The organism is Paenibacillus turpanensis (genome assembly GCF_011421635.1).
GTDB classification, from domain to species: domain Bacteria; phylum Bacillota; class Bacilli; order Paenibacillales; family YIM-B00363; genus Paenibacillus_AK; species Paenibacillus_AK turpanensis.
The window spans coordinates 162681-184517 of the sequence record NZ_WTLI01000010.1; the positions used below are offsets into that span (position 1 = coordinate 162681).

Here is a 21837-nt window from a genome sequence, read left to right on the forward strand (position 1 = left end):
AAAGTGGAGAAACCCGAGCTGCTGATATTTTGGATTTCCCTAAGAGCCTTCCGCACTCCGCTTAAGGGCTTTACGCATAAAAAGCCATGCAACAATCGGAAAGCTTCCTACAAAGAGCAGAAGCCCGTTCAAAGCTAAAGGTGACGCCGTGTAGCTTACAACCGCAATAAAAACGACGATGCCGAAAATTCGTCCGAGATTCAGACCAATTTCTCTTAGTACCACATACTCGACTCGATGCCGGGCACTCGTTTCATCTTTTCCAATATAATCGAAAACCTGAGAGGTCAGCGGAATTCCATACATTGGATAAAATAACGCAACAACAATACCAAAAATAACTAAAGTGAGATAATTTAGCTCCCAGAAAAACAGCAGAATTACTGCGGTCATCGCCACGGAGCCGATCAGCATCGAATAGCCGCGGTGCTTCGGCCGCAAAAATTTGCCGGTAATCCAGAACGCCAGTAAAGCAACGGCTGACGTAATCAGCGAATAATTACCGAGCTGAAGCTCAGTTTGTGTCGCGATAAATACCAAAATGCCGATAACAAACCCAAATACCCCTTCGCGTACGCCTTGGGCTGCAAGAGCAGGAATAAGCACCCGCCACAGGTTTCCTTTTTCCCGAAGCTTCTGAAAACCAAACCACCATTCATATTCCGTATCTGGAGGTCTGCGATGCAAAAAGAACGATACACAAACGCCAACCACAAAAATTCCTAATGAAATGGAAAAAATAAGCCGGTATCCGGACTCGCTCCCCAATGTGGCAATAAGCATGCCGGAAATCCAGGGCGCAATCATGGACGATGCTGATCCGAGCAAACCGGCCCAGCCGTTAAAACGGTCTCTGGTAAATCGGTCCGTTACTTCAAAATAAACCACATTAAACGACAGCCAGAACAACCCGGTGGCCATTCCCTGCACCGCTCCGAGAAGCCATACATAATGTACCGCCGCCTCTTCCAAATAAAGAACGATGAAATAAAAGCAGGCCGAAAGCGCAATGCCAAGGCGAAGGAGATTCATTTTGTTTCCTTCCTTGGCCCATTTTCCGGCAGTAAAAAACGTGAGCGCATTCGTTACCTGAGTAGCCAAAGCAAACCATCCGACGAGAGAAAAGTCATTGGTCTGCTTCCACAAATAAACGCTGACAAAAGCTCCCGACAAGGCGTTGGCCGCCGCAAGCATGCCGTGAACCACCAAAAGCAGCTTCACTTGTGCGTCAAATGCTCCTTCCTGCTGGATAGAGGAACGAGCAGAACTCGAAGCTTTTGAGGTGGGTTTCGATTCGGAAACACTCCTTGAGACAAAGGCACGCTGCGAGTCCGAACGAGTGCCAATCCATTTTTTCGGTTTCGATTGCTGCATTCGCCTCACCCTATGACTGGTCTAGTTGGTGCTACCTCTAATTGTGTCAATACTGCGCGTACTGCTGCTTTACATTAAGCTACCCAACTTGCGAATGGTCCAAACCCCAGTCTAAAAAAAGGAAAAAGCCGAATCGGCGATCCGATCGGCTTAAAACAGCATTCGTTTTTTAGCTTTAAAAACGATTTAATAGCTTTTCACGGTCTTTTGGGGAAAGCTTTTCCGAAACATGGAAGCACGAAGGGCATACAAACACTGCAAGCTCAAACGGCGTTTCCAAGAAAGGCTTGCTGACCCCCGGCGGGACAGTCGCTGTAAACCCATTTCCTTCTACCGTACGAACCCCGGCTTGTACCATAAATTCGCGGCATTCCGCGCACTCCGGCGCCTCTTCCTGCGACTCGGTATATTCCCTGGCTGCGCTGCGCAGTTTGCGGTATCTTTCATCCTCCGCACGCTTCGCCGCAAGTTCTTCGTCCTCATCCTCGTTCCATGTAACCGGTCCGAAGTTCCAAGACGAATCCTCAGGCTCCTCTTCGCGTTCCACGTCGCGGTCATTGTCTACATTTACCTTTAAAGTCCGGTAATTTCCTACCTCATTAAAGCAATGAGGACAGGTTTCTTCCGGCCCGATTTCCTCGTCCCACACGATTTCGGTATCGCACCATTGACAAATTGTCGATTCCAACCTGAAAGCCCCCTTTTACATTGCATGATTCACAAAATAATAAACGCCTGCCGCCATGAAAATAATTGCTAGGGCCAGCAGCGTCCCCCATAAATATTTCATTTCACTTTCGCCCACCTTTTTTAAGAAACACTTGCCCCTACGACATAGGAAATGGAAATGGAAATCATCATGGCCAGCAAGCCGACCGCTTTGTTATCCTTTTGGATCTCCTCGTCAATTTTAAACACCGGCGTTAAAAATTCAAAGATGAAATAGGCAACCAGCAATAAAATAAAGCCGAAGGTGGACCAAAGCAAGGATTGATAAATCGTATCGTTATTTTGAATCGCGAAGCGGAATATGTTGCATATCCCGAAAATTTTGCCGCCTACCGCCATAGCTACCGACACGTTTCCGCGCTTAATCTCGTGCCAGTCGTTATATTTTGTAACGAATTCGAAGACAGCAAGAAACACAACCAGCGAGAGCACTGCCACCGAAAAGAAAGCCAGCGTCTCTACATAAGGATTCGAAATCAAAATATCCACCTCTTCATTCATCCCAGCGCTCACCCCTTTACACACCGAAAGAGACTGTCGGAATTATCCTCCAGTCTCTTTATTAAACCATTTATTGTTTCTTCGCGGCAAGTTGTGCCTTCAATGCGGCCAGCTCATCGTCAATTCCGTCATTTGTTTTAAGAGATGCAAATTCGTCGTCCAAGCTCTTGCTTTCGCTGCGAAGCTCTTTGCTTGCTTCCGCCTCCGCTTCCAGCTGCATTACTTTTTCGCTCATGCGATCGAAGCCTTTTGCTGCATTGTCTTTACCGAATCCGGACATCGCTTGGTTGATGCTCTTTTGCGCTTTAGCCGCTTCCGCACGGGCAACCAACAGATCCTTTTTGTTTTTCATTTTTGTAAATTCATCTTTCATTTCTTGAAGCTGTGCACGAAGCTGATCCGCGTTCGCCTTTGCAATGTCGTATTGGCGGGTCATTTCGTCTAAGCGAGCTTGATGCTCTTTCTTATCCTGCAGTGCACGGCGTGCCAAATCCTCATTGCCCTGCTCAAGTGCAGTCATTGCCTGCTGCGCGCGCTTATCGACCATTTCCGCCGCTTCTTCTTTTTGCTGCTTAAATTTCTTCTCAATCGCGATTTGCTTCGCTACTGCAATTTCTGCATCCTGAATATCGTCCTGCATATCACGCAAGTATTGGTTAAGCATCTTGATCGGATCTTCTGCTTTATCCAGCAAATCATTAATCGAAGCCATTGTCATATCACGCAAACGTTTGAAAATGCCCATTTGGTATTCCTCCCGATTATCTTCTCACAGCTTCTTACGGGAGACGTCTGGCGAAGGTTTCAGATCATTGAAAAAAATGTTCTTTGCGCCGCGAAATGCTTTGTATTTTCGACTATACTAACGGTGTGAATGAACGAAAACGCTATGAACGATGTGATGAGATTCCAGGAGGGAGTACGACGACATGAACATTTTTGTAACGGGCGGTACCGGGTTCGTAGGCTCAGCCATGATGGAGGCACTTGTTGCAAATGGGCATAACGTCTATGCTCTCGTAAGAAAAACGGGGGCCTTGGCAGGACGCCATAACATTACAGAAGTATGCGGCGATCTGTTACAACCAGAAAGCTATACTCAAGCCTTGGAAAAATGCGAAGCCGTCATTCATTTGGTCGGAATTATCCGCGAGCAGCCAGCTGCGGGAGTAACCTTTGAGCGCATCCATTTGGAAGGCACCAAGCAGCTTGCTGCGGCAGCAAAGAAAGCGGGAATTAGCCGCTTTGTACATATGAGCGCGCTTGGAGCACGGGAAGGAGCGGTTAGCGCGTATCACCGCACCAAATACGAAGCCGAGCGGATGGTTTCAGGCTCCGGCATTCCTTATGTCATATTTCGGCCATCCGTCATTTTTGGTCCGGGGGACGAGTTTGTGAATATGCTGGCCGGATTGGTTCGAATGCCGCTCACTCCCGTGATCGGAGACGGAAACTACCGCCTTCAGCCGGTTTCCTTACGCAATGTCGCCAGTCTCTTTGTGAAGGCGGCGGAAGGAGGGCCAAGCGATGTGTGCTACGAGCTTGGCGGCCCGGACGCTTTGACCTACAACGCCATGCTTCGGGAAATCGGAGAGGCGTTGAATCGAAAGGTAAGGCTTGTACATGCTCCGCTTGCAATAATGAAGCCGGTTATATATGCAATGGATCGTTTCCCGTTTTTCCCCATCACGCGGCATCAACTGACGATGCTGCTGGAGGAAAACATTGTGCGCGGCCGTAATACTGCACCTGATGTGTATGGTGAGCAGCTTGTTCCGTTCGCGAAGGGGATTCGTGAGTATTTGAAGTAGCCAGCAACGGAAAAAAACCCATCCCTTCCAGCGGAAGAGATGGGTTTCCAGGATTTTCACTTATTTAAACTCAGCGACAGTGACACCCGCTCCACCTTCACCGTAATTGCCCAAACGGTACGATTTCACGTGCTTGTGCTTGCGCAAAAATTCTTGAATCCCCGTGCGCAGCACGCCTGTGCCTTTGCCGTGGATGATGTAAACCTGGCCGATGTTGCTGAGCATCGCCTCATCTAGGAAGCGATCGACCTCGATCATCGCTTCCTCTAGATTTGCGCCGCGCAGGTCAAGCTCGGTGCGGACATTTTCATCCCGCGTACGCTTTACCCCCGCTGCCACCGGCTGATGCTTTGGCTTTGCTGCAGCTGCAGTCTGCTGAAGCTCAATATCGGTTAGTTTTACCTTTGTCTTCAGGATTCCTAGCTGAACCGTTACCTCGCCATTTTTCGGCTCATCCACGATGTAGCCCTTTTGATTAAAGCTAATTACCCGCACCTCATCGCCAGGCTGCACCTGCGCCGCTTCCCGCTTCGCGGCGGCACCGCCGGAGCCGCTCTTACGAAGCTTCGGCGACGCCTCCTCGAGGCGCTTGCGTGCGGCGATAAGCTTATGCTCCTTCACGGATGCGCCTTCCTCGAGGGCGAGCTTACGCAGATCAGCGATAATTTCCTCCGCCTCCTTGCGGGCCTTCGCGACCGCTTCGTCCGCGTCGCGCTCCGCCTTCTCCAGCAGCTTATCGCGCTGCTGGTCCAGCTTCTCGCGCTCGCGCGCAAGCTCGCGCCGCAGCTGCTCCACCTCGCGGCGGAGCTTCTCCGCCTCCGCCCGCTCCGCCTCCGCGCCGAGCCGGTTTTGCTCCAGCGACGCGATCATCGACTCGACGCGCTGGTCGTCCTCGCCGACCTCGCCCTTCGCGCGCTCGATGATCGGCTTCGGCAGCCCGAGACGCTCGGCTATCGCAAACGCGTTGCTTCGCCCCGGCACGCCGACCAGCAGGCGATACGTCGGCGACAGCGTCGCCACGTCAAATTCCATGCTGGCGTTTATGACGCCTTTACGGTCGAAGGCATACGCCTTCAGCTCCTTGTAATGGGTTGTCGCAATTAAACGGCAGCCCATATTCGAAATATATTCCAATAACGATATAGCTAGGGCCGAGCCTTCGGAGGGATCCGTTCCCGCTCCAACCTCGTCGAGCAGAACAAGACTTTTTGGCGTCATCCCGCGCAGAATCGAAATAATATTTTTCAAGTGGCTGGAAAATGTACTTAAGCTTTGTTCAATGCTCTGCTCATCGCCGATATCCGCGTACACTGCGTCATACACGCATAGCTGACTGCCTTCCTCTGCAGGAACAAACAGCCCGGACATCGCCATCAGGCTAAGCAGGCCGACCGTTTTCAACGTGACGGTTTTCCCGCCGGTATTCGGCCCTGTCACGATAATCGCCGTATAATTCCCGCCCAGCTCCACATCAAGCGGAACGACCTGCTCCAGGCTAATTAAAGGATGACGTCCCTTCTTCAGCTTCATAAAGCCGCGGTCATTCATCATCGGCAAACTCGCTTTCATGGTTCGAGCCAGACCCGCTTTAGCAAAAATAAAATCAAGCTGCGCCAGCACATCGACGTTAATCAGCAGCGGCTGTTCCGCCTCGGCGACCTTGCCGGTCAGCATGGACAAAACCTTTTCCACTTCCCGCTGCTCCTGCCCCCGCAGCTCACGAAGCCGGTTGTTCATCGTCACAACCGCTTCCGGCTCAATAAACATCGTTGCTCCAGAGGAAGACTGATCGTGCACGATACCGCCAAAATGCGATCGGTATTCGGCCTTCACCGGCAGCACATAGCGATCTCCACGCAGCGTGACTAAAGCGTCCTGCAGCATCTTCTGCACCGATGGCGTACGCACCATCTGCTCCAGCTTCTCCCGCACACGCGCTTCGCCGTTTCGCAGCTCGCGGCGCACTGAAGCAAGCTCTGTACTCGCCGTATCCACGACTTCGGCGTTTTCATCAATACAGCGGCGGATTTCGTCTTCCAGCGTTTTTAAATCCTCAATTTGTTCTGAAAGAGCAACGAGTACGTCCAGACTGTGGCCATTTTCCCCCATAGCCAGTAAAAACCGTTTCAGCTTTCGCCCTCCGCCGATCGTGGTGCCAATATCCAGAAGCTCGGATGCATTAAGCATCCCGCCAATCCGGGCTCGATGAAGAGAAGCCCGAATATCACGAATGCCTCCGAACGGAACGCTGCCCTTCAGCCGCTCCACAAGCACCGCCTCGTCGGTCGCCTTCAGACGATGCTTCACTTCTTCCAAATTCCCACTCGGACTCAGTTCATCCACATGCGCCTTTCCGAGTGATGTGGCTGCATGCTCCCGCAAGCGTTCTATAATTTTATCGTATTCCAATACGGACATGACTTTTGTATTCAACTTCAGGCACTCCTCTCGTCGTCCCCTATTATATCCAAACAGGCCTTTGTAAGAAAGTTTCCACTCATACGCCGCATCCATACGGGGACAATAAAATATGCACCACTAAAACGAAAAGGAGGCCGTGTATCCATGAGCTTTTTGGGACATGTAATCCGCTTTGTCGTATCAGCGCTAGTGCTGATGCTCGTCGGTTTTGTTGTACCGCAGTTTGAGGTCGGCGGTTTCTGGAGCGCATTAATGCTTGCTTTATTTATTGCCGTTGCCGGCTGGATCTTAGAGGGCATTTTTGGAAAACGCATCTCCCCTTTTGGCAGAGGCATCGTGGGCTTTCTTGTTAGCGCCTTGGTCATTTGGGCCGCGCAATTTATTGTCGGCGGTGTAGATGTTTCGTTGTTTGGGGCACTTGTGGCCGCTCTTGTAATTGGCATTATCGATTTGTTTACGCCTGTGGCCACACCGTTTGAAGGCGGGCGCCGCGAGGCAAAATAACTTTTTTGGAAATCAGTCCGTTCCGCGGGCTGATTTTTCTCTCTGAATTATTAGGACATATATACATGTACATACTGTTAATGCCTTCGCGCTACATACATAGTGCAATTCACTAACTAAACATCAATTAAAAAAATGTATCTCTCTTCGCCTGCCTTCGATTGATTAGAAGCTGCCGCGACTTCTAAGCTGCTGAAATACGAAAAGACAATCAAAATTGTTAACAATCGTTCTTGAAACGTTCATAATGTTTGCAGCTTTGTCACGTTTCAAACGCATCTGATACGTTAAGATATCAGTACTAGTGTAAACAAAATCACATTCTACATGGAGGTACTTTTCTCATGAAAAAATATTTTCTTGCCGTAATTACTGCTGCTTTAATGTTCACTCTCGCTGCCTGCGGAGGCGGTACATCGTCTGAGGCCCCTTCTAATGCGGCTGCAGCTAACGGCACCGTCGTTGACGTTCCGATTACTGCGACAAACTTTAAGTTCGATAAGGAAGAATACCGCTTCAAAAAAGGCGATACCGTTAATCTTTCTCTCGTAAATAAAGAAGGAGTTCATGGCATTGATATCAAGGGCCTGAACGTGAGCCTGAAAGCGGGACAAACGAAATCGATCGTATTGGACAAGCCAGGCACTTATCAAATCGTATGTAACGTAATGTGCGGCGCCGGCCACAGCACGATGGTGTCCAAGCTTATCGTTGAATAATTCAACCCGACACTCTATTAGCTTTCAGCTAATTATTAGCAAAACCGCCCTTTCGGCGGTTTTTTTGTCATTCATAAGCATGAATTTCCATGCTCTATGAGCCGTGCCTGAGAAATCCCATAAGAAAAATTGATAGCTCAAAACCGCCAAATCCCCTTCCTGCAAGCTAGTCTTTCTGATATCCTTACGTATAAATCACACCCGGGAGGTCGGAATTCATGGGAGCATGGGACGGAAAGGTTATCGTTATTACAGGAGCAGGTACAGGACTCGGTCGCGCGGCGGCAGCTTTATTTGCAAAGGAAGGCGCTTCAGTCGTACTTAATGGAAGAAGATCAAGCAAGCTGCTTGAGGTAAAACGTTTGATCGAGGATTTTGGCGGAAAGGCGATCATTGTCCAAGGGGATATTTCGGTACCGGAAACCTCAGAGCGGATTGTAATGGAAGCTGTTGAGCAATTCGGAACGATTGATGTACTGATCAACAACGCAGCCGTTTTAGAAACGAATGCTCTGGCGGATACAACCTTTGAAGCATGGAATACGCAAATTGGAACGAATTTGACAGGAGTTTTCCTGGCCACCAAAGCGGTGCTTCCGGTGATGAGAAAGCATCGTGCGGGACGAATCATTAATATTACGTCCGGCTTAGCGGCCAACGGGGCTGGCGGATATGCGGCATACAGTGTAAGCAAAGCGGGGGTCGAGTCTTTAACAAGAACGACGATCGATGAAGAAGCCGATTATGGCATTACCGCTGCATTATTTAACCCGGGTACCGTAAAATCGGGGATGCACGCCACCGGACAAGATCCGGAAGCTGTTGTTCCAGCGCTCTTGGAGCTGGCTGCTGCGCCCCAGAGTAAACAAATTCACGCAGCGTCGTAGCACTAAGGGAGAGGCTGCCCGTCTTCTTCAATGGAAGAAATAATCGAAAGAAAACCAAGTGGGAAGCTTCGTCAGCAGCCAATCGGCACCTTTTGAGAAGGCGAGACTTTCTTGTAAGCTTTCCGAAGGGATAAAAGCGAGTAGATGCAGCACCAGCCAGCTGATAATAAGCGCCTCCAGCAAAGCAAGGCCGGCTCCGGCCGATCGATTCGCCAAACGAAGTCCTGGCGCCTTGGCCAGCAGCTCAAGAAGGCCGCCGACAAGCAGCAGAGCAATTTTCACCGCGAAAAATACGAGTGCAAATGACAACGCGTTTCCGATCCAATGATCCAGCCGAAGGCCGGTGTAGATCGGTGCGTAGGGCTGAAACGCAGGGACTGCCGCCAAATCAGGCAAAAAAGACAACGTCCAAGGCTGGATGTCGTCATGAAAAAAGTAGGCGCACAGCAGAGCCAGCACCGAGCCTAGCGCCGATACGAGCTGCCCGATAAAGCCCTTGCGGAAGCCAAAGATAAAGGCCGCTGCGAAAAAAACGGCGAGCAGCGCATCGACCGTGTTCAAGACGGCTCACCTTGCCCGCCTCCCGGGGCGCTGCTGCTCTCTAAAATTTCAATCCATTCGTTATACTCTGCTTTTAATTTATCGTATTCAATTTGCAGCAAGCGCAGCTTCTCAGCGAGGGAATCGTCTTCCAGCGCCGCGGCAGCTTCCGCTTGCTTTGCTTTTTGCTCTTCCTGATAAGCAGCAAACTGCTGCTGCAGCCGCTTGTTCTGTTCCTCCAGTGAAAGGCATTGCCGCCTTGCTTGTGCCTCTTCACTCCGTGCTAATTCCAGCTCAGCTTGGAGGGATTGCAGCGTCTTGCGTGTGGAATCCAGCTCAGATCTCGCGGTATCACGCTCATCCTGAAGATTTACTACGTTAAGATGCAAAGCCTCCATCTCCTCGCGCAGCGCACGAGCGCTCGCCTGCACCTGCTCCAGCTTCGCCCGCGATTCCTGCTCTCCAGCCTGCGCCTTGTTCAGCTCGTTCCGCAGCGCATTGGCCTTCGCCTCGGTTGCCTCGCGTTCCCGCTTCTGATTGTGAAGCTTGGCTTGCACCGCTTCCAGATCCGCCTGAACCGCCCGCACCTTGCCTTGCGACGCTTCCAGCTGCTTCTGAAGCTGCTCAGCTCCGACAGCCGAAGCTTCCAGCTGGCGCTGGAGCCTATTCACTTCCTCGCGGGAAGCTGCGAGCTCAAGCTTTAGTGCGTCAGCTTCAGCACGGGAGGCCTCCAGCTCTGCTTTGGCGGACTCCTTATCCTGTAACGCTTGCGTTAATTCCGTCTTAACGGACTCCACATTTGCTTGCGCGAGTCCAGCCTGATCAAGTGCATTTTGCAGTTCAGCGTTCAAGCTCTTGATTTCTTCTTCGTATTTCTCCATCCCCGAATTACCGGCTTCATGGAGGCGGACCATCTCCGTTTCCGCCCGCAGCAGCTCATCGGCGACCTGTACGGCTGCCAATACAGCAATTCTCTGAGCATCGAGCCGCGGATACCCTCTGGCTACTAGGTTCATCCGTTCATCAACGATCGCGGCGACCCGTCTGGTATAGCTCGGTGTAGAGTTGCTGACAAGCTTATATGTTGTGCCGAAAATATCGACGTTCACTCGTGTCTTGTTTTCCGAATTCACTTTGTTTCCCACCATTCTCCGTGTGAATCGATGCGTGCGCTATATTGTGCCCAAAAGAAAAGGAGCTTCCTCATCGCCATCAATCGATTGCTTTCGATTTATTTCGATAAGGGAGCCCCTATTTCCTGCTATATCAATGAAAACAAGCTGAAAACCTGCTCAAAAAGCATAGATTATTTTCGAAGCTCCGCCCCGTGTCTGCTTTCCAGTGCGGCAACGACCTTGCCGTGGGCCTCGGCAATTTCTTCGTCCGTAAGCGTGCGCTCCGGATGACGGTATACGAGCGACAGCGCCACGCTCTTTTTGCCTTCGCCAATCCGCTCGCCCGTGTAAATATCGAACACGCCGATCGATTCCAGCAGCTCGCCGCCTACCTCGGCAACCGTCGCTTTCAGCTGGCCTACGGCAAGACCGGCGTCCGCTACAACGGCAATATCGCGGGTCACCGCCGGGAAGCGCGGTAAGGTGCGGTATGCAATCGTGTTTCCTGCGGCACGGTAAACTTCCGCCATATCCAGCTCAAACACATACGTATCGTCCAAATCAAAATCATGCTGCACCTGCGGGTGAAGCTGACCGATTAAGCCGAGCTCGATGCTTGCTTCTCCGGCAGTTACGCGGACGGCTGCCGTGCGTCCCGGATGATAACCCGGAGCCTGCGCCGCCTCAAAGCTGGCATTGTGAATACCGAGGGACGCCAGCAGCTTTTCGAGGACACCCTTCAGGTCAAAGAAATCAACCGGGCGCGATTTTTCCGACCAATGCGGCTCCGAACGTTTGCCTGTCCACAGCGCCGCGGTTACCGTGCGCTCCTCCGGCAGCTTCGTCAATGCATCCTCTTCCGTCAAGAAAATGCTCGCCGTTTCAAAAATCGCCACGTCGTCCATATTGCGGTTTCTGTTATAGACAGCTACTTCGATCAAATGCGGCAGCAGGCTGCTGCGGAGTACGCTGCGCTCTTCACTCATCGGAAGCGACAGCCCGATCGGCTTCAAGTTTTGCGTGTCCGCTCCAAGCGGACGGAACACCTCGTTCAGCCGCGGCTGCGTAAGCGAATACGTTACCACCTCGTGGAGGCCGCTTTGATTCAAGACCGTACGAATGCCGCGGCGGATCGTTTGTTCCTTCGTCAGAGCGCCCGGCGTCGTCACTCCGGTCATCAGCTCCGTCGGAATATTGTCGTAACCGTATAAGCGGGCTACTTCCTCGAGCAGGTCCACATCGCGGGTAATGTCGGCGCGGCGGCGCGGCACCTTCACCGTAAGCTCCTCCGCCCCAGCCTTCTCCACAGAAAAGTTGAGTCTGCTAAAAATATCCTGTACTTCATCCATCGTCATGCTTGTTCCGAGGTATCCGTTCACACGCTCCAGCGTCAAGCTTAGGCTGACTTCCGCCGGCTGCGAAAGCTTCTGCTCAACGATCCCCTGTGCAACGCGCCCGCCAGCGTATTGGCTCATTAGCGAAGCGGCGCGGTTCAGCGCGTCAATCACCGCATCGGCGTTCACTTCCTTCTCGAAGCGCAGGCTCGCTTCCGAGCGCAGTCCGAGCTGGCGGGAGGTGCGGCGCACCGAGCTGCCGGCAAAACGCGCCGATTCCAGCAGAATGCGCGTCGTGCCCTCTTCGACCTCGGAATTTGCGCCGCCCATCACGCCTGCGAGCCCGACCGGCTTCTCCGGATCGGCGATCAGCAGCATATGCGGCTCCAGCGTACGGTCCGCGCCGTCCAGCGTGACCAGACGCTCGCCTTCCTTCGCGAGGCGTACATGGACCGCTCCGCCGGCGATGCGGTCCGCGTCAAACGCGTGCAGCGGCTGTCCGTACTCCAGCATCACATAGTTCGTGATGTCAACGATATTGCTGATCGGACGAATGCCTGCCGCGATCAAGCGGTTTTGCATCCACAACGGGGACGGGCCAACCTTCACGTTCTCGATCAAGCGGGCGCTGTAGTGCGCGCACTGCTCCTTCGCGTCAATCGTCACACTGATCGCTTCGCTTGCCTGCTGACCTGTAGTCTCCATGCCCTGCTCCGGATTCGGAAGCTTCACTTCACGGCCCAGAATCGCCGCGATTTCATAAGCGACGCCCAGCATGCTGAGCGCGTCGGAACGGTTCGGCGTAAGCTCCAGCTCGAGTACCTCGTCGTCCAACGAGAGAACATTCGTAATTTCCGTACCGACTTCGCTTTCGGTCGGAAGCACGAGAATTCCCTCCTGCTGCTCCTTCGGCAGCAGCTTCTCATTGAGGCCAAGCTCCTTCGCCGAGCAAATCATTCCCTGCGATTCCACACCGCGCAGCTTCGCGCGTTTAATATCGAGTCCGCCCGGCAGCTTCGCGCCAACGAGTGCGACGGGCACCTTTTGCCCTGCATCCACATTTTTCGCGCCGCAGACGATTTGCAGCTCCTCGCCCGTACCTGCATTCACCTTACATACATTCAATTTATCCGCATCCGGATGCTTCTCACGGGAAACGACGTGGCCGACAACGACCTTCGTCACCCCTTTATTCCGCTCCTCGATGACGTCGACCTCGATGCCGCTGCGAGTCAGCTTTTCCGCCAAGTCGCGCGCTGTATATCCTGAAACGTCCACATATTCGGACAGCCATTGATAAGATACCTTCACGGTAACACTCCTTTCTTCTTCCCTAGATTACGACCGCGCGAACTGGCGGAGGAAACGCAAATCATTCGTATAGAAATGACGGATGTCATCTACGCCGTGCTTGAGCATGGCAATCCGCTCGACACCCATGCCAAATGCGAAGCCGCTGTACACCTTCGGATCAAAACCGCCCATTTCCAGCACCCTCGGATGCACCATGCCGGAGCCGAGAATCTCGATCCAGCCCGTCTGCTTGCACAATCTGCAGCCGCTGCCTCCGCACTGATAGCAGCTCATGTCCACCTCTGCGCTCGGCTCGGTGAACGGGAAGAAGCTCGGACGCATGCGAATGCGGGAGCTGCCGAACATTTCCTGAACGAACTGAAGCAGCGTTCCTTTCAGGTTGCTCATCTTGATTCCCTTGTCAATGACAAGGCCTTCAATCTGCATAAATTGATGCGAATGCGTCGCATCGTCGTCATCCCGGCGGTACACCTTGCCCGGGGAAATAATTTTAACCGGGCCTACGCCGCCGCGCGAAAGCATCGTGCGGGACTGTACCGGCGAGGTTTGGGTGCGAAGCAAAATCTCCTCCGTAATGTAGAAGGAATCCTGCATGTCGCGCGCCGGATGATCCTTCGGCAAATTCAGCGCTTCGAAGTTGTGGTAGTCGGTCTCGACCTCCGGCCCTTCCGCAACGGTGAAGCCCATGCCGATAAAAATATCCTCCACTTCGCGGATTACGCGGTTAAGCGGATGCGCCGCGCCGGATGCTGCGGGACGGCCCGGCAGGGAAACGTCGATCGTTTCCGCAGCAAGCCTGCGCTCGGTTTCCTGTTTTTCAAACGCCGACTGCTTTTCTTCGATAACGCCCTCGATGGCCGCCCGAACCTCGTTGGCAACCTGACCGATCACCGGTCTTTCCTCCGCAGACAAACCGCCCATTCCACGCAAAATTTCCGTCAGTTGACCTTTTTTTCCAAGATACTTGACGCGAAGCTCATTCAGCTCCTGCGGTCCGGCCACCCGGCCAAGTTCCGCCAAAGCCTCGGTCTGCATCGATTCCAGCCTTTCCTTCATACGGATTCATCCTCCTGTTCAATTGCATTTTTCGCGAAAAAATTCCACAAAAAAAGCCCGCAGTCCCCAAAGGGACGGCTAGGCCGCGGTACCACCCTAATTGCCCAAGCCTTGCATTCCCGGTACATCTTGTCACTAAGACAAGTGTTCCTTATACAGCGCTTGCGCCTCTTAACACGCAATGTAACGGCGCGTGAACCCGGTTTCCTCTACTGCTGCCCGTACGAGATGCTGACCGCACCTGAACGGATATGGTTCAAGAAAACGGCTCGGGAGTGAATTTCAACCGCCTGCTTCCGTAAAGCCGCTCTCAATCTCAGGCGGCTTTTCCCTGTCCGGCCGGGTCGGTTTACTTGTCTCCGTCATTGCCTTCATTTCGATGAAAGTCAATTCATTACCAGTAATTATATGCAATCCTCCTTTCTGTTGCAAGGCAGGTTGAAAGCCCACGGGCGTTCATCCATAATAAGGGAAAATAGTGTTTCAGTAATAGCCTAATTTAATAGAAAAAAATGTCCTTATTAAACGGTACAGGAGGCATATCGCGATGAAATATCGGAAGCTCGGCAAAACGGATCTAAAGGTGTCGGTGGTCGGGGTCGGCACATGGCAGTTTGGCGGAGAATGGGGCATGGATTTCACGCAGCCCGAGGTGGATGCTATTCTCGATCGGTCGCAGGAACTCGGCATTAACTTAATCGACACCGCAGAATGCTACGGCGATCATTTATCCGAAGCGTTTATCGGCGATTACATCAGCCGCCGCAAGCGCGAGGACTGGGTTATTGCCACAAAGTTCGGCCATAAATTCCATCAAAACTTTACGCGCGATCAGGTATGGTCCACCGAGGACGTGCTGCAGCAGCTTGACGCATCGCTCAAAGCTCTGCGTACCGATTACATTGACCTGTACCAATTCCATTCGGGTACGGATGAGGTGTTTGACAACGACGAGCTGTGGACCGCTCTGGATAAGCAAAAGCAGGCGGGGAAAATCCGCCATCTCGGCATTTCCATCGGCAGCAACGACAACCTGCATCAAACGGAATCGGCGACGCGGGTGGGAGCTTCGGCGATTCAGGTAGTGTATAACCGGCTGGACCGGACGCCGGAAAACCGCGTCTTTCCTTCCTGCGTGCAGCAGGAGCTGGGCGTGCTCGCCCGCGTTCCGCTTGCCAGCGGTTATTTAAGCGGCAAGTATAAGCCGGGTGCCACGTTCAGCACCAACGATGTGCGCAACAATCACGATGCGGCGGCGACACTCACCAAGCTGGAAGAGGTACAGCGCATCCAGGAGCTGGAGGTGCCGCAGGGCATGGATATGGCGCAGTGGGCGCTTGCCTGGTGCTTGAAGCATCCGGCGGTGACCTGCGTCATTCCGGGCTGCAAATCGCCGGAGCAGGTCGAGGGCAATGCCGCTGCAGCGCAGTACGCGCCGGAGACGCATCCGCAGGCGTGGAATGAGGAGCAGCAAGGGTAGCTTTAATCATCGCAGTATGCATGTTGGGCGATGCATGAAGCAATGTATCGTCTAACATGCATAAGCAAGTGCAAAACGTATAGAAAAAAAAGTGACACGGGAGAGGAAGCGGTTTTCAATGAGTAAAAGACCGTTCGAGATCGTCGATGTGTTTGCCGAGCGCAAATATGGCGGGAATCAGCTTGCCGTGGTGCGCCATGCTGAAGGACTCAGCACTGAGGAAATGCAGCAAATTGCTGCGGAGTTTCATTTTTCGGAGACGACGTTTTTGCTTTCGGATACACCGGTGAACGGCGGATATCCTGTGCGGATTTTTACGCCGGCCGAGGAGCTGCCTTTCGCCGGACATCCATCCTTGGGAACAGCGTATGTGATCCGCGAAACGCTGCTTGGCGGTAAGGCAAACGAGGTTACGCTTACTTTGAAAGCGGGGCAGGTTCCGGTTTCTTTCGCCGAGGACGGAACGGTATGGATGAAGCAGTTTCCTCCGGTTTACGGGAAGGTGCTCGAGGCATCCCTTGCCGCCGAAGCGCTGGGACTTGATATTTCAGACATTGACGAACGGTTCCCCTGCCAAGAGGTCGCGACCGGAATCCCTTCCATCATCGTACCTCTGCGTACGGTAGAGGCGGTGACGCGGAGCCGCTTTCAGCTTGCGGCGTTCGAACGAATGGCCGCAGGCTGCGAGTCCAAAGCACTGCTTGCATTCGCGCCGGGCGCTCTAGAGGAAGGGCATGATCTCCATGCCCGCGTTTTTGTGGAGCTGCTCGGCATCCCCGAGGATCCGGCCACAGGCAGCGCGGCGGGCTCGCTGACGGCCTATTTAGCGAAGAATGAATTATTCGGCGGCGAATCCTTTCATCTTTCATTGGAGCAGGGCTATGAAATCGGCCGTCCGTCTGTGCTGTATTTAAACGCAGTGCGCAGCGGCGATGCAATTGAAGTGCGTGTTGGCGGCAAAGTCATTCCATTTGCAGCCGGTACACTGTAGGGGATTACACCGCAAAAGCAATAAAAAGACGAATCCACTCGTTCCTAACAAGAACGGCGATTCGTCTTTTCTATATGGAACCCCTTCACAAATCGCTTGTCAGCCGTGAGAGCGCCGTGTCCTGATAAAACGAAAGCTTATTTCATCCCAAGCAGACGCTTCACCTGCAGCTCCAGCTCCAGGGGCGAAAACGGCTTGCCTACTAAAGCGCCGACACCCTCCTGAAGAGAACGCTCCGCTTCCTTCCAATGCTTTTTACCAGAAATCACAATCAGCTCGGAAGCGATGGCTTTTTCTTTTCGCAGCTGCAGCAGCTTGCGGATCAAAGGCTTACCATCTTCACAGCAAACGCCGGCATCGAGTATACATAATTGAACTCGATTCTGCTCCAGACTCTGCAAAGCGGACTGGTCATCGCTCACTTGCAGTACACGTAAAGGCAGCGTACTCAGCCGGCTGGTGATGAATGAACGGAGCAGCTCATTACTTTCTACGACAAGTACTGTAGGTTCATCACCCCTATGCCGGTCCGATGCCGCAGCCTTGTCAACCTCCAGACCGTCCGCGAGCAGGACACGATTCCGTCCCTGTTTTTTGGCCTGATACATCGCTTCGTCCGCCAAAACGAGCCAGGATTCCGTTGACATATCGTTCGACCACTCGGCAATCCCTGCGGAAAAGGTGACGGAATAGCTTTGCCCCTCTGTTTCAGCTACCGGCGTATTTCGTACCGTCTCCAATATCGATTCCACAACCCGCTGGGCCTGGACCCCGGATGAGCCCGGAAATACGATGACAAACTCTTCTCCTCCAAAGCGCGCGAGCAGATCCGTGGAACGGATGCTGCGCTGCAAAACATGCGCGAGTCCCTGCAATACGAGATCGCCGATATGATGGCCATACGTATCATTGATCGATTTGAACCGATCGATATCGATAAAGGCAATGGACATCGAACCGGAATATCGGCTTACCCGCTGCTGCTCCATCGTTACCTGATGATCAAAATACCGGCGGTTAAACACGCCCGTCAACGGGTCGCGGTAGGCGAGCTGCTCGTAATTTTTCACCCGATTCAGCAGGTTGAAGATTCTTGCTCCAAGCTCCTCGTATTGAAACGGCTTGGTCACATAATCATCGGCCCCGAGCGTAAAGCACTGCACTTTATCCCGCATATCATCGCGCCCGGATAAAATAATGAGCGGCGTCCATTTCAGCGTCGGATCCCCTTTAAGAAATTCGAACAGCTTGTACCCGGAGTCCGGATACATCAGCAGATCCAAGGTGATGAGGTCATAGCTTTTCTCCCGAAGCAGACGTTTGGCCGTTTCGACATCGGCAGCATGGTCTACCTCGTAGCCATCCATCTGCAGACGAATCACGAGCGAGCCGCGAAGCACATCATCGTCATCAATAACGAGCAGCTTGCTGCCTCGAATCGCAGGCACATGAACCCCGGTTTCAGCCATTTCATCCGCTTGACGAAATTCCTGCTCGCTAAGCTCCAGCTCATGCTTCAGCTGCAGCATGAGCTGCCTGCTAGCCTCAAGAAGCAGGGTCAGCTCCTCCGGCTTCGGGGATTCGCCCTTTTCCTCCTTATCGGAAGCCCATTCCCACTGCTCCACAAGCTGAGCGGCGGTTTGTCCGATCTCATGGTATCCGAAAAAAGGGGCCGAGCCCTTAATTGTATGGGCGAAACGATAAAAGGATGTGGAAAGCAAGGCGTGTGCATCGCCATAAGACGTCTCCAAAGCAAGCTCCACCAAAATTCGATGCATTTCCTGCAGCTGCTTGGCAAACCCTTGGATAAACCGCTTTTTGCCTTCCATAAGCATTTTAGTCGTTCGATCCGGATGTTGAGCCATAGTTCTAATCTTTTCCTCCGTTTGCAATCCACCGTTCCACTGTTTCGATCAATAAAAGCGGACTGAATGGCTTCACAATATAATCGCTGACACCAGCCTCCAATGCGCGCTCACGGTCCTTATCGAGCGCTTTGGCGGTTAGCAGCAGCACCGGTTTACTGCGATTCGGGTTATCATGGCTCCGCAGCCACTCGCATACCTCTACCCCGGTTTTTTCCGGCATCATGTAATCTAATATAATCATATCGAAGGGTTCTCTTTGAAGATGCTCCAGAGCGGTCACTCCATCCTCCGCTTCGATAATGTCGTAGCCTTCATCTGCTAATGTTTCATAGAGCAAAAAACGAAGTGCCTCTTCATCGTCCGCCAATAAAATTTTATATGGAGACATTGGGCATCCCTCACTTTTTCATTGAATGCCCTCATTATATCACGTTTTTTTGAGAATCAAACCCAAGAATTCGACAAAATTCGAGGAAAATCCCTATCATTCTTCCAAATATATACCCATCCCTCGTACGATTGACGGCTGTCCCGGGTCCATATTCGTTCGTAATCATTACGAGAATCCTCCGGCCCATAATAGTCCTCCCACTCGTCCATTATCGGCAGCGCCTCTTCCTTCAGCAGCAGCCATTCACCGGCAATCTCCTCCCCTTGCGGATCGATGACGAGCCCCGGCCATGCTCCGGCGTTGTATAAATAGCCTGTAACACTCCCTGGATTGCATTCAAGGATATAGGGTTCAATACGGTGACGTGCGGATTGACCGCTGCGGAGTGTCCCATACACGAAAACAGATATCATTTCTCTCCTTCTTTCTAAAAAAACACCGCTCCCTTACAATTCACAGGGAACGGCGTTTTCGTAATCGAATGATTTTCATCTAGCGGAAACAGCCTCTCTTTGCGACTGTCTCATTTTCAAAATGATCTTGCGGATGCTATCCTCCGAAAGATGATATTTTTGCGTCAGCTGAATGGTCGTCATCCCATTTTTATACTGCAAATAAATTTCTTTGTTCCGCTTCAGCATTTGCTGCCGCGTCCCATTATTTTCACCCCAGCCCGCGCGGGTTTGGGATTGCTTCGGTATATAAATCAATTCGCCCTCAATATACTGCTGCAGCTCTTTAAGCAGGCTAGGAGGAAGAATATCCCTTCCATTTTTGTAGCTCATATACGAATACCTCCGATTTGTGTAATGATGAAAAATTACGGTTCTGGTTTACTGCATAAACTCTTGTGTCCATCACACGGCACCTCCTTATTAGAATAAAAAAATGTGGTCAAGCGGTTAAAACTCGGGTGCAAGCTCGCAGCCCGTGAAACGAAAAGACCCCGCAAATGAATGCGGGGCCCTTGTATCAATAAAAAAGAGCACGAAACCTAGTCGCACTCTATTTTTATTCCATAGGAAAATGAATGAGGCGCAGGTTATTCCGCAGCACGTCCTGTATTCAATTGGCGGTTTGCTGGATGTATCATCATATTGAATACGGTGCCGGACATGTTTGCGAAACCTCCTCTAAAAAAATGTTATGTATCGATAAGGAAATCTTTACCTATTATATGCCAAATACAATGTGAACGGCAACTGCTTTTTTTAAAAGAGGGACCTTCCGGTCCCCCGAAATCGGCTCCGTCCTAGACGGAAACCACCTCATACGATTGGATCAACTCGATCACGCTCCTTTCCTGGAGTTTGAGCCGGCCGGCTTATGATAAGTGTAGCGCCTCAGACTCCGTACGGATAGGGAGAAATTAACTGTAACCAAGGTTTCCGGCGAGTGGAGCTGATAAGCAGAAAAAAAGATCAGCCTAAGAAAGTAGACTGATCCTCGCAGCGGTTATGGAAGCGCACGGATTCGAACGTCCGCCTCGCTTAAAAGCTTTTTTAAACGCTCGGCGAAGTTTTCCTGCTGGGCGGTGTCCCCATGCAGGCACAACGTGTCGGGAAGTCCGACGTATACCGTAGACCCGTCCGGTCCGGACGCTTCACCATTTTGCGCCAGGCGGACGACCTGACGGCAGATCGCAGCCGGATCATGAAACACCGCGTTACGCTCATGACGCGGCGTTAACGTGCCGTCCGCTTGATAAGAGCGGTCGACAAATGCTTCGGCTGCCGTACGCAGTCCACGGGCACGACCTGCCTCCAGCAGATTGCTTCCCGCTAGGCCTACCAGCGTCAGCTCCGGATTGTACCGGAATACGGCATCGGCAATCGCCTCAGCCAAGTGCCTTTGAACCGCCGCCATGTTGTACAATGCGCCGTGCGGCTTGACGTGGCGCAGCCGACCTCCCTCAGAACGAACGAAAGCATCCAAGGCACCGATTTGATAAAGGGTCATATCATAGACTTCTTCCGTGGTGCAGGACATGCTTCTCCTTCCAAAGCCTTCACGGTCCGGAAAGCCGGGATGGGCGCCGATGGACACGCCTTTTTCCAAGCATAAGCGAACCGTCCTGCGCATAACGGAAGGGTCGCCCGCATGGTAGCCGCATGCAATGTTGGCCGAAGAGACAAGATCCAAAAGCTGCTCGTCGCCGGGCAGCCGGTAAATTCCGAAGCTTTCGCCGAGATCGGCGTTTATGTCCATAAACAGCGGTTGCCGGGATGGTTTTGTTTCGGTATCCATATGCGCAGGCAAGCCTCTCTTTCCAGGGAAACGCGCTCCCCTTCCTAGGTTTATTCCCCTTGCTTTGCATAACAAGCGATGGCCGTGCTCAGCTCACGCAGCTCCGCTTCCAAAGTAAGCATTTCAGCTGCCGCTTCGCGCAGCGTCACCGGCTGAAATCGGACGTTGTCCCCCGGTCTCAGCTGCCCGGCGAGCGGCAGGTCGCGTGATATGACAAAGCCGAGCCGCGGGTAGCCGCCGGTCGTCTGCGCATCCGCCAGCAGCACGATCGGCTGCCCCTCGGGGGGAACCTGTACGGTGCCGGGCACGACGGCCTCGGACAGCATATCCGCTTCGCGCAGCCGCTGGAGCATCGGGCCGCCGCTTAGGCGCATGCCCATGCGGTCCGACTGCGGCGACACGCGGTAGGCGCCGGCGAAGCACGCGTCAAGCGCAGCGGGCGCGAATTCGCCCTGCTCGCGGCCCGCCGTCACGCGCAGCACGGCGCGGCCGTCCGGCGCCGGCAGCGGCCGCAGCGAGGCGCTGACGCTCCAGCGCGGCGCAGCATCGGCACCC

At 52.8% G+C, this 21837-nt stretch carries 21 protein-coding genes and 1 other annotated feature; of the genes, 6 read left to right on the forward strand and 15 right to left on the reverse strand.

Going from position 1 to position 21837, the window contains the following annotated elements:
* Positions 1-39: 39 nt before the first annotated feature.
* From GQS10_RS11350 to GQS10_RS11365, 4 genes are all read right to left on the reverse strand, one after another.
* Entirely contained in the window at positions 40-1374 is a 1335-nt protein-coding gene (locus tag GQS10_RS11350) for an MFS transporter (protein ID WP_166242132.1), read from the reverse strand.
* 175 nt (positions 1375-1549) lie between these two features.
* Entirely contained in the window at positions 1550-2062 is a 513-nt protein-coding gene (locus GQS10_RS11355; RefSeq protein WP_166242134.1) for a hypothetical protein, read from the reverse strand.
* 122 nt (positions 2063-2184) lie between these two features.
* A complete protein-coding gene (locus tag GQS10_RS11360; RefSeq protein WP_166242136.1) occupies positions 2185-2604 on the reverse strand; it encodes a DUF350 domain-containing protein in 420 nt (139 codons plus the stop codon).
* Between the two features lie 70 nt (positions 2605-2674).
* On the reverse strand, positions 2675-3349 hold the full coding sequence (locus GQS10_RS11365; RefSeq protein ID WP_166242138.1) for a PspA/IM30 family protein: 675 nt from the start codon (positions 3347-3349) through the stop codon (positions 2675-2677).
* A 184-nt stretch (positions 3350-3533) separates the two neighbouring features.
* On the opposite strand from GQS10_RS11365, the gene GQS10_RS11370 reads away from it, so the two are divergent.
* Positions 3534-4415 (forward strand): NAD-dependent epimerase/dehydratase family protein, encoded by an 882-nt coding sequence (locus GQS10_RS11370; RefSeq protein WP_166242140.1) that lies wholly within the window; start codon positions 3534-3536, stop codon positions 4413-4415.
* 60 nt (positions 4416-4475) lie between these two features.
* On the opposite strand, the gene GQS10_RS11375 is transcribed toward GQS10_RS11370, so the two are convergent.
* A complete protein-coding gene (locus tag GQS10_RS11375; protein ID WP_341805053.1) occupies positions 4476-6848 on the reverse strand; it encodes an endonuclease MutS2 in 2373 nt (790 codons plus the stop codon).
* Positions 6849-6980: 132 nt separating this feature from the next.
* On the opposite strand from GQS10_RS11375, the gene GQS10_RS11380 reads away from it, so the two are divergent.
* The 3 genes from GQS10_RS11380 to GQS10_RS11390 all read left to right on the forward strand — a co-directional run bounded on the left by GQS10_RS11380 (position 6981) and on the right by GQS10_RS11390 (position 8946).
* Entirely contained in the window at positions 6981-7340 is a 360-nt protein-coding gene (locus GQS10_RS11380) for a phage holin family protein (RefSeq protein WP_166242143.1), read from the forward strand.
* Between the two features lie 344 nt (positions 7341-7684).
* Positions 7685-8059 (forward strand): cupredoxin domain-containing protein, encoded by a 375-nt coding sequence (locus tag GQS10_RS11385; protein ID WP_166242145.1) that lies wholly within the window; start codon positions 7685-7687, stop codon positions 8057-8059.
* 218 nt (positions 8060-8277) lie between these two features.
* Entirely contained in the window at positions 8278-8946 is a 669-nt protein-coding gene (locus GQS10_RS11390; protein ID WP_166242149.1) for an SDR family NAD(P)-dependent oxidoreductase, read from the forward strand.
* A gap of 27 nt (positions 8947-8973) precedes the next feature.
* On the opposite strand, the gene GQS10_RS11395 is transcribed toward GQS10_RS11390, so the two are convergent.
* The 4 genes from GQS10_RS11395 to pheS all read right to left on the reverse strand — a co-directional run bounded on the left by GQS10_RS11395 (position 8974) and on the right by pheS (position 14305).
* Positions 8974-9507 carry a CvpA family protein gene (locus tag GQS10_RS11395; protein ID WP_166242151.1) on the reverse strand — a complete coding sequence of 178 codons (534 nt, stop codon included), beginning with the start codon at positions 9505-9507 and terminating at the stop codon, positions 8974-8976.
* The gene (gene zapA, locus GQS10_RS11400) at positions 9504-10619 is read right to left on the reverse strand and encodes a cell division protein ZapA (RefSeq protein WP_166242153.1); all 1116 of its coding nucleotides are present in this window, start codon (positions 10617-10619) and stop codon (positions 9504-9506) included. Before zapA ends, GQS10_RS11395 begins: the two co-directional genes overlap by 4 nt.
* 173 nt (positions 10620-10792) lie before the next feature.
* Positions 10793-13246: a phenylalanine--tRNA ligase subunit beta gene (pheT, locus tag GQS10_RS11405; protein ID WP_166242155.1), complete on the reverse strand. Its 2454-nt coding sequence runs from the start codon at positions 13244-13246 to the stop codon at positions 10793-10795.
* A gap of 27 nt (positions 13247-13273) precedes the next feature.
* Complete coding sequence (gene pheS / locus GQS10_RS11410; protein WP_166242157.1) at positions 13274-14305, reverse strand: phenylalanine--tRNA ligase subunit alpha; 1032 nt, start codon at positions 14303-14305, stop codon at positions 13274-13276.
* Between the two features lie 67 nt (positions 14306-14372).
* Positions 14373-14680, reverse strand: a binding site (T-box leader).
* 172 nt (positions 14681-14852) lie between these two features.
* Here pheS and GQS10_RS11415 point away from each other — a divergent pair.
* Both GQS10_RS11415 and GQS10_RS11420 read left to right on the forward strand, forming a co-directional pair.
* Positions 14853-15785: an aldo/keto reductase gene (locus GQS10_RS11415; protein ID WP_166242159.1), complete on the forward strand. Its 933-nt coding sequence runs from the start codon at positions 14853-14855 to the stop codon at positions 15783-15785.
* A gap of 118 nt (positions 15786-15903) precedes the next feature.
* The gene (locus GQS10_RS11420; RefSeq protein ID WP_166242161.1) at positions 15904-16776 is read left to right on the forward strand and encodes a PhzF family phenazine biosynthesis protein; all 873 of its coding nucleotides are present in this window, start codon (positions 15904-15906) and stop codon (positions 16774-16776) included.
* Between the two features lie 137 nt (positions 16777-16913).
* Here the strand turns inward: GQS10_RS11420 and GQS10_RS11425 are convergent, their stop codons facing one another.
* The 6 genes from GQS10_RS11425 to GQS10_RS11450 all read right to left on the reverse strand — a co-directional run bounded on the left by GQS10_RS11425 (position 16914) and on the right by GQS10_RS11450 (position 21797).
* Positions 16914-18641: a diguanylate cyclase gene (locus tag GQS10_RS11425; protein WP_166242163.1), complete on the reverse strand. Its 1728-nt coding sequence runs from the start codon at positions 18639-18641 to the stop codon at positions 16914-16916.
* Positions 18642-18645: 4 nt separating this feature from the next.
* Positions 18646-19032 carry a response regulator gene (locus GQS10_RS11430; protein ID WP_166242165.1) on the reverse strand — a complete coding sequence of 129 codons (387 nt, stop codon included), beginning with the start codon at positions 19030-19032 and terminating at the stop codon, positions 18646-18648.
* 56 nt (positions 19033-19088) lie between these two features.
* Positions 19089-19448, reverse strand: a complete 360-nt coding sequence (locus GQS10_RS11435) for a gamma-glutamylcyclotransferase family protein (RefSeq protein ID WP_166242167.1) — start codon at positions 19446-19448, stop codon at positions 19089-19091.
* Between the two features lie 75 nt (positions 19449-19523).
* On the reverse strand, positions 19524-19820 hold the full coding sequence (locus GQS10_RS11440; RefSeq protein WP_166242169.1) for a CD3324 family protein: 297 nt from the start codon (positions 19818-19820) through the stop codon (positions 19524-19526).
* A gap of 670 nt (positions 19821-20490) precedes the next feature.
* Positions 20491-21282, reverse strand: coding sequence for a LamB/YcsF family protein (locus tag GQS10_RS11445; protein ID WP_166242171.1), 792 nt, complete (start codon positions 21280-21282; stop codon positions 20491-20493).
* 50 nt (positions 21283-21332) lie between these two features.
* On the reverse strand, positions 21333-21797 hold the full coding sequence (locus GQS10_RS11450; protein ID WP_341805054.1) for a 5-oxoprolinase subunit C family protein: 465 nt from the start codon (positions 21795-21797) through the stop codon (positions 21333-21335).
* Between the last annotated feature and the right edge of the window lie 40 nt (positions 21798-21837).

Coding starts and splice junctions, on each gene's coding strand:
- GQS10_RS11445 (WP_166242171.1), bottom strand. CDS start 21,282: ATGGATACCGAAACAAAACCATCCCGGCAACCGCTGTTTATGGACATA.
- GQS10_RS11430 (WP_166242165.1), bottom strand. CDS start 19,032: ATGTCTCCATATAAAATTTTATTGGCGGACGATGAAGAGGCACTTCGT.
- GQS10_RS11435 (WP_166242167.1), bottom strand. CDS start 19,448: ATGATATCTGTTTTCGTGTATGGGACACTCCGCAGCGGTCAATCCGCA.
- GQS10_RS11350 (WP_166242132.1), bottom strand. CDS start 1,374: ATGCAGCAATCGAAACCGAAAAAATGGATTGGCACTCGTTCGGACTCG.
- GQS10_RS11425 (WP_166242163.1), bottom strand. CDS start 18,641: ATGGCTCAACATCCGGATCGAACGACTAAAATGCTTATGGAAGGCAAA.
- GQS10_RS11420 (WP_166242161.1), top strand. CDS start 15,904: ATGAGTAAAAGACCGTTCGAGATCGTCGATGTGTTTGCCGAGCGCAAA.
- pheS (WP_166242157.1), bottom strand. CDS start 14,305: ATGAAGGAAAGGCTGGAATCGATGCAGACCGAGGCTTTGGCGGAACTT.
- GQS10_RS11385 (WP_166242145.1), top strand. CDS start 7,685: ATGAAAAAATATTTTCTTGCCGTAATTACTGCTGCTTTAATGTTCACT.
- GQS10_RS11360 (WP_166242136.1), bottom strand. CDS start 2,604: ATGAATGAAGAGGTGGATATTTTGATTTCGAATCCTTATGTAGAGACG.
- GQS10_RS11365 (WP_166242138.1), bottom strand. CDS start 3,349: ATGGGCATTTTCAAACGTTTGCGTGATATGACAATGGCTTCGATTAAT.
- GQS10_RS11415 (WP_166242159.1), top strand. CDS start 14,853: ATGAAATATCGGAAGCTCGGCAAAACGGATCTAAAGGTGTCGGTGGTC.
- GQS10_RS11390 (WP_166242149.1), top strand. CDS start 8,278: ATGGGAGCATGGGACGGAAAGGTTATCGTTATTACAGGAGCAGGTACA.
- GQS10_RS11370 (WP_166242140.1), top strand. CDS start 3,534: ATGAACATTTTTGTAACGGGCGGTACCGGGTTCGTAGGCTCAGCCATG.
- GQS10_RS11440 (WP_166242169.1), bottom strand. CDS start 19,820: ATGAGCTACAAAAATGGAAGGGATATTCTTCCTCCTAGCCTGCTTAAA.
- GQS10_RS11380 (WP_166242143.1), top strand. CDS start 6,981: ATGAGCTTTTTGGGACATGTAATCCGCTTTGTCGTATCAGCGCTAGTG.